This is a genomic window from Mycobacterium sp. NPDC003449, from assembly GCF_053588415.1.
On the sequence record NZ_JBSFPX010000277.1, the window covers coordinates 1 to 6,937 of the forward strand.

Sequence of the window (6,937 nt, forward strand, 5' to 3'; positions counted from 1 at the left end):
CCCGGAATGCGCATTCCCGGGTACCCCAGTGTCTGCTCGCGGAGATAGGGGGCGGTCAGAACCGGCCGCCGCCACCGCTGTAACTGCGGCCCGACGAGTGCGACGCACCGCCGTAGGAGGTAGGCCTGCCCATGCCTCGACCACCCCCGAAGCCGCCCCCGAATCCACCGCCGAACCCGCCGCCACCGCTGAATCCGCCGCGCAGCACGTTGCCGATGATGATGCCGCCCAACACCGCGCCCATATCCGATCCGCCGCCGTACTGCGAGGAGTAGGAGCGCTGAGCCGAGCGCACATCGTCGTTGGCCAGCCCCTGGGCCTGCGCGGCCAGCGTCGACGCCCCATTGGCGTGCGCGATGGCCTCGTTCGGGTCACCGGCCTGTTTGGCCTGTGCCGCCTCAAGCTGCCGGTTCGCCTCGGCGAGCCGGGTGCGAGCCTCGGGGCCGATACTGCCGCGCCGGGTCTCGATGAAGTCCGACACCGCCTTGATCCGGGACTGCGCGGTGAACAGCGCCTGTTCGAGCGTGCGGGCCAGCCGTTCGGCGGCCTCGCGCTGCTCGTGCACGCTGGCCAGCAGCTGGTCCAGGGCGGCGTCGGCCTGGGTCAGCCGGGTGAAGGTGCCCAGCGGATCCGCCTCGCCCCTGGCCTTGGCGTCGCCCGCTGCCTCGGCCGCCGCGTCGCGGGCGGCGGTGAGCTTATCCGCTTGCGGCGTATCGGCTTCTGCCAGCAGCGAATTCGCCTGGTCGACACCGGCCTCGATATCGGCGATGGCGGCCGGAAGCCCGGCCAGCGCACGGTTGATGTCGGTGGCCGCGCTGTCCACCGCGTCCAGCAGGGTGCGGGCCTGGCTGAGTGCGGATTCGGCGGCCCGCACCGCGTCCACCAGCCCGGTCTGGTCATTGGCCGGCCGGGACACCAGATCGCGGGCGCCGGTGATGTTGCGGTCGGCGAACGCCAGCCGCTCCCTGACCCCGTCGACGTTGTCGGCCACCGAACTCAGTGCGGTGGCGTCGAACTGCTTGTGCAGACCGTCAAGGGTCTGCTGCGACGGACCCATCCGCGCGGTCAGGTCGACCAACTGCTGGGTCATGGTGTCCAGCCGGGCGGGCGCGTTGATCACCAGATCGCGTAACTGTTCGAAGGCCTGGCTCTGGGTGTCGAGCTCGCGGTCGGCATTGGCCGCGGAAACCACCACCTTGGTGAGCAGATTGCGGCGCTGCAGCGGGGTTTCGGGAACCTCGTCGTCGAGGGTGAGGCGCACGCTGAAGGCTTGGGACAACGCGGTTTTCGCGTTCGCCACGGCACGGCTGAACGGCTCGGTCCGGGTCGGGCCGAATTCCTCGACCGCGAGCGCGAGTTCGGATTCGCTGGTACGCACCGCGTTGTCGACGTCGACGACGATCGAGCGGGACAGGTCGTCGAGCGCGTCGATGGGCACGGTGGCGAGAGCGCTCGGATCGGTGGGGTCCACCCGCTTGGCGGCTTCGAACTCGGCCTTGCGGCGCTTGGCGCGTCGCCGCCGCGACCACCACCACAGCAGCCCGAGCAGCACCAGCACGACGCCGATCGCGACGACCATCGCCGGCCACGACATGCCGGAGCCGGCCGGGGACTGCGGCTCGGCGTTGAGGGCGTTGGCTGCCGCGGTCGCCCCGCCGGCCCAGTCGTCGCGGCGCAGCGCCGGTCCGATGTTGTCGCGCCGGATGTCTTCGGCCCGGCCTGCGACCCCGTCGGGGGCGGTGTCGGGTACCTGGAAGGCGAATGCGCGATCGACCGTCGCGACGGCCAACAGGGCATCGTCGTCGCCGAAATCGCTGAGGCTCATGGTGCTCTGCGCCCAGCCCACCGGGTTCTGGCCGGAGAACGTCTCGACGAATACCACCCAGAGCTTGATCCGGCGGTCGTCGTAGAGCCGGTCCATGGCGCGCTGCACGTTGTCGCGTTGCGGAGCCGACAGCACGCCCGCATCGTCGATGAGCTGCGTGGCCAGCCGCAGCGGTGGCTCGGCCGATGCCGCGGGGGCGGCCAGTAGACCGGTGATCAGGATCGCGAGCAGCATGGGCAGCAGACGGGCGATACGCATGGCGGTCAATCTAGTGTGCTGCGCGGTGGCTTCGGCGTGTCCTGGCAGACTGTGCCTCGGTGAACGCAGATCGGAACGACCCCTATGACGACTTCGACCGGCAACGTCTGGTGGTCGAGGCGGCCAAGGCTGCCGTCCTGCCGGGGACCGACACCGAGCACCGCACCGACTTCGCCAGGGATCGGGCCAGGGTCCTGCACAGTGCCGCCCTGCGGCGGTTGGCCGACAAGACGCAGGTGGTGGGGCCCCGGCAGAGCGAGACGCCCCGCACCCGGCTGACCCATTCGCTCGAGGTGGCCCAGATCGGCCGCGGGATGGCGATCGGGTTGGGCTGCGACCCCGACCTGGTCGACCTGGCCGGCCTGGCCCACGACATCGGGCACCCGCCCTACGGCCACAACGGCGAACGCGCGCTCAACGAGATCGCGCTGGCGTTCGGCGGGTTCGAGGGAAACGCGCAGAACTTCCGGATACTGACCCGCCTTGAGCCGAAAGTCCTTGATTCCGAAGGGCGTTCCGCAGGTCTGAATCTGACCAGGGCGGCACTGGACGCGGTGACCAAGTACCCGTGGCAACGCGAGGGGGAGCGCCGCAAGTTCGGCTTCTACGGCGGTTTTCCCGCCGACGACTCCGCCGCCGCCGACTGGGTGCGCGAAGGGGCCCCGGCCGAGCGGCCGTGTCTGGAGGCGCAGGTTATGGACTGGGCCGACGACGTCGCCTATTCGGTGCACGACGTCGAGGACGGCGTCATCTCCGGGCGGATCGATCTGCGGGTGCTGGCCGACCCCGACGCGGCGGCCACCCTGGCCCGGCTCGGTGCCGGGTCGTTCCCGGCGCTGGTGCACGACGAGCTGCTGGCCGCCGCCGAACGCCTGTCGCTGATGCCGGTGGTGGCCGACGTGGGGCGCTACGACGGCACCGTGGCGGCCTCGGTCGCGCTCAAGCGGCTGACCAGTGAGCTGGTCGGCCGGTTCGCCAACGCGGCGATCACCGAGACCAGGGCGGTGGCGGGTGGCGGGGCGCTGCGGCGTTTCGTCACCGACCTCGCGGTGCCGGACATGGTGCGCGCCGAGGTGGCGGTGCTCAAGATGCTGGCGCTGCAGTTCATCATGTCCGATCACCAGCATCTGCAGATCCAGGCCGATCAGCGCACCCGGGTCCACGAGGTGGCGCTGGCGCTGTGGGCGCAGGCTCCGGGCAGCCTGGACCCGCAGTTCGCGGCCGAATTCGAGGCGGCCGCCGACGACGGGACCCGGCTGCGCGTGGTGGTCGACCAGATCGCCTCCTACACCGAGAGCCGGTTGGAACGCGTGCACGAGGCGCGTTCGCCGAGGCCTCTGGCCAATTAACCGCGCTGCGCGGAAAGCAGGCCCAGGACCATCTCCGCGCGTGCCCACAACAGTGCGCCGCCCACGTCGGTGACGATCGTGCGGTCGGCCCCGGCGATCCGGCCGGCGAGGTTGGCGCCGAGGTCAGGGGAGTGCACCCGGTCGTCGCTGCCGAACAACACGTGCACGTCGGTACCCGGAGTCAGCAGATGCGCCGGCCAGGGTGAGGTGGCGAGCACGGTGTCCCGGGCATATCCGGCCGCTCCCTGGGCGAAACCGTCGGACAGCGCGGCGCGCAGCATCGTGCGGAACGCGGGATCGTCGTAGACGGCGCGGTCGGACGGCGGGCAGTCCGCCATGATCGTGTCGAAGAGGGCAGTCGCGGTGTAGGCGCAGAGATCCTGTGTCGCCGCCCGGGGGTCGGCCGCGATGGCCGTGACGAATTCGCGGTGTGCCGCGGACAGCAGTGCGGTGACCGGCGGATGGCCCAGATCGTCGATCGGTGATGCCAGCACGAGCCCGGACACTCGCCCGGTGGTGGCGAGCGCGAGTCCGAACGGTGCCCCCTGCGAGTTGGTGACCACCGGCACCGGGTAGCCGATGACGGTGTCGATCACCGCGGCGAGATCTGCGGCGACCGTATCGAAGGTCTTGTCCGGGTCGGGGTCGGAGGCACCGATCCCAGGGCGGTCGACCGAAATCAGCCGAATTCGGTGTTTGTCGAGGTGCCGGTGTCCGAACAACATCTTCCGGCCGCATGCCGCACCGGCGATGAACAGGACCGGCATTCCCGAGCGGGGCCCGTAGCAGGCATGGGCGATTCGGCGTCCGCCGGGTCGGACAGTGTCTTCTGTGGCGGCCGTCATCGCCGTTCACCTCCCTTTCCGGCAGCGGTGGCAAACCGGGTCAACGGCGCTTCCGCGCACGCATAGACTAATCCGGTGGCCGGCCGGATTCCTGATCGCGATATCGCGGCCATCCGTGAAAAGATCCGGATCGAAGACGTCGTCGGCGACTACGTTCAGCTGCGCCGGGCCGGCGCCGACTCGATGAAGGGGCTGTGCCCGTTCCACGACGAGAAGTCGCCGTCGTTTCACGTCCGCCCCAACCACGGTCACTTCCACTGCTTCGGCTGCGGTGAGGGTGGCGACGTGTACGCCTTCATCCAGAAGATCGAACACGTCACCTTCGTCGAGGCGGTCGAGCTGCTGGCGGACCGGGTCGGCTACACCGTCACCTACACCGGCGGGTCCACCACGAACGTGCAGCGCGACCGGGGCAGCCGTAGCCGGTTGCTGGCGGCCAACGCGGCGGCCCAGGAGTTCTATGCCGAGGCGCTGAGGTCCGAGGAGGCCGCCGAGGCGCGCAAATACCTGACCGAGCGCAACTTCGATGCGGCCGCGGCCGCCCAGTTCGGCTGCGGGTTCGCCCCACCGGGTTGGGACACCCTGACAAAGCATCTGCTCCGCAAGGGTTTTGAGTTCAAGGAGCTGGAAGCCGCCGGGTTGAGCCGCGAGGGTAAGCGCGGACCGATGGACCGGTTCCATCGCAGGCTGCTGTGGCCGATCCGGGTGTCCTCGGGTGAGACGATCGGATTCGGTGCCCGCAGGCTGTTCGACGACGACCAGAACCAGGCCAAATACGTCAACACCCCCGAGACCGTGCTGTACAAGAAATCGCAGGTGCTGTTCGGGCTGGACCGGGCCAAACGCGATATCGCCAAGGGACATCAGGCCGTCGTCGTCGAGGGCTACACCGATGTGATGTCCATGCACCTGGCCGGGGTGACCACCGCGGTCGCCTCGTGCGGTACCGCCTTCGGCGAACAGCACCTCTCGATGTTGCGCCGACTCATGATGGACGACAACTTCTTCCGCGGCGAGCTGATCTACGTGTTCGACGGCGACGCCGCCGGCCGGGCCGCCGCGGTCAAGGCGTTCGAGGGGGAGCAGAACCTGTCCGGGCAGTCGTTCGTGGCGGTCGCGGCCGACGGGATGGATCCCTGCGATCTGCGGCTGCATTCCGGTGACGGCGCGCTGCGCGATCTGGTCGCGCGGCGAACCCCGTTGTTCGAGTTCGTCATTCGCAGCGCGCTGGCCGAATACGACCTCGACAGCGCCGAGGGCCGGGTGTCGGCCCTGCGTCGATGCGTACCGATGGCCGCCCGGATCAAGGATCCGACCCTGCGTGACGAGTACGCCAGGCAGCTGGCCGGTTGGGTCGGCTGGGACGATGTGGCCCAGGTGATCGGCCGGGTCCGCGAGGAGGCGGGCGGTGGTCGCCGCAACGGGCGGCGCGCCGCCCAGCCGCAACCGCGTGCGGTGACGCCGCCGGTGCAACGCCCCAACCCGGCCGATCCCACGCTGTGGCCGCAGCGTGAGGCGCTCAAGGCCGGTTTGCAGTACCCGGCGCTGGCCGGGCCGGTCTTCGACTCGCTGACCGTGGACAGCTTCACCCATCCCGGCTATGCCGCGGTCCGGACCGCGATCCAGGCCTCGGGCGGTACGGCGTCCGGTGTCACCGGTGCGCAGTGGATCGAGGCGGTCCGCGAGCAGACCACGTCCCCGGCGGCGGCCGGCCTGGTCAACGAACTCGGTGTGGAGGCCATCAACGTCGAGGACGACGACAAACTGCCGCGCTACATCGGCAGCGTGCTGGCCCGTCTGCAGGAGGTCTGGGTGGGCCGCCAGATCGCCGAGGTGAAGTCCAAGCTGCAGCGGATGTCGCCGGTCGAGCAGGGGGACGAATATCACGCCCTGTTCGGCGACCTGGTGGCGATGGAGTCCTACCGGCGCAGCCTGCTCGAACAGGCCAGCGGCGACGACCTGACTGCGTGACGGTGCACATCACGATAAGGTGGAGCCGCCATCATGTGAGCCAGCTGAGAAGGGCGACTTCGTGACATCGATCAGCATCAAGGTGCGACGGTTCGTCGCCGCGGGCGCGTTCGCCGTGGCAGCGGCCGCGGTCCCCGCCGTCTTCGCGGCCACCGGCCCGCAGACCGGCTCCGACCTCAACGCGGGCCCGCCCTGCCTGGCCTGGTTCGGCAACAAGGAGGACGGCAGGTGCCTGTCGTACTCCAACGGCACGCCCGCGGGCGGCGGTCTGCCGCCCATCGGGATCGGGGCGCCCGGTAGCGGCAACCCCGGATTGAGCACCGGACCGCTCCTGCCCGGCACCAGCATCAACCAGGGCCTGGGCTGACTTCTCGGGCCGGCCCTACCAGCGGGGCTTGGCCCGCACCGAATCGTCGGTGTTCTCGGTGTCTTCCATCGAGAGCACCGACGTTTCCGCATCTATCGGGGTGAGCGTCGCGAATTGCGGATCGGGTGACACCTGTTTGGCGATCCGGCGCCGGCCGGCGTCGATGACCGCCTTCGTCGCGGGATTGGCGGTCACCGCGCGATAGGTGCTGGCGATCTGCTCGTAGCGGCGGCGGCCGGCTTTCGCGCCAAGCACGTAGCCGACGGCGATCACGGCGGCGTAGCGGATCACAGTATTCCTTCCAACGCGACGGGCTTCCCAG

The 6,937-nt window shown here is 69.8% G+C and carries 6 protein-coding genes; 3 read left to right on the forward strand and 3 right to left on the reverse strand.

What is annotated here, in order from left to right:
* Positions 1 to 55: 55 nt before the first annotated feature.
* Entirely contained in the window at positions 56 to 2,083 is a 2,028-nt protein-coding gene (locus tag ACWDTP_RS36230) for a TPM domain-containing protein (RefSeq protein ID WP_450028035.1), read from the reverse strand.
* 59 nt (positions 2,084 to 2,142) lie between these two features.
* Here ACWDTP_RS36230 and ACWDTP_RS36235 point away from each other — a divergent pair, with 59 nt between their 5' ends.
* On the forward strand, positions 2,143 to 3,432 hold the full coding sequence (locus tag ACWDTP_RS36235; RefSeq protein ID WP_450028036.1) for a deoxyguanosinetriphosphate triphosphohydrolase: 1,290 nt from the start codon (positions 2,143 to 2,145) through the stop codon (positions 3,430 to 3,432).
* On the opposite strand, the gene ACWDTP_RS36240 is transcribed toward ACWDTP_RS36235, so the two are convergent.
* Positions 3,429 to 4,277: an alpha/beta fold hydrolase gene (locus ACWDTP_RS36240; protein ID WP_450028037.1), complete on the reverse strand. Its 849-nt coding sequence runs from the start codon at positions 4,275 to 4,277 to the stop codon at positions 3,429 to 3,431. The two genes, ACWDTP_RS36235 and ACWDTP_RS36240, sit on opposite strands and share 4 nt — an antisense overlap.
* Before the next feature lie 75 nt (positions 4,278 to 4,352).
* Here ACWDTP_RS36240 and dnaG point away from each other — a divergent pair, with 75 nt between their 5' ends.
* Entirely contained in the window at positions 4,353 to 6,248 is a 1,896-nt protein-coding gene (gene dnaG, locus ACWDTP_RS36245; RefSeq protein WP_450028038.1) for a DNA primase, read from the forward strand.
* 61 nt (positions 6,249 to 6,309) lie between these two features.
* A complete protein-coding gene (locus ACWDTP_RS36250; protein ID WP_450028040.1) occupies positions 6,310 to 6,615 on the forward strand; it encodes a DUF7155 family protein in 306 nt (101 codons plus the stop codon).
* Positions 6,616 to 6,630: 15 nt separating this feature from the next.
* Here the strand turns inward: ACWDTP_RS36250 and ACWDTP_RS36255 are convergent, their stop codons facing one another.
* Entirely contained in the window at positions 6,631 to 6,906 is a 276-nt protein-coding gene (locus ACWDTP_RS36255; protein WP_450028041.1) for a hypothetical protein, read from the reverse strand.
* Between the last annotated feature and the right edge of the window lie 31 nt (positions 6,907 to 6,937).

Coding starts and splice junctions, on each gene's coding strand:
- ACWDTP_RS36240 (WP_450028037.1), bottom strand. CDS start 4,277: ATGACGGCCGCCACAGAAGACACTGTCCGACCCGGCGGACGCCGAATC.
- ACWDTP_RS36230 (WP_450028035.1), bottom strand. CDS start 2,083: ATGCGTATCGCCCGTCTGCTGCCCATGCTGCTCGCGATCCTGATCACC.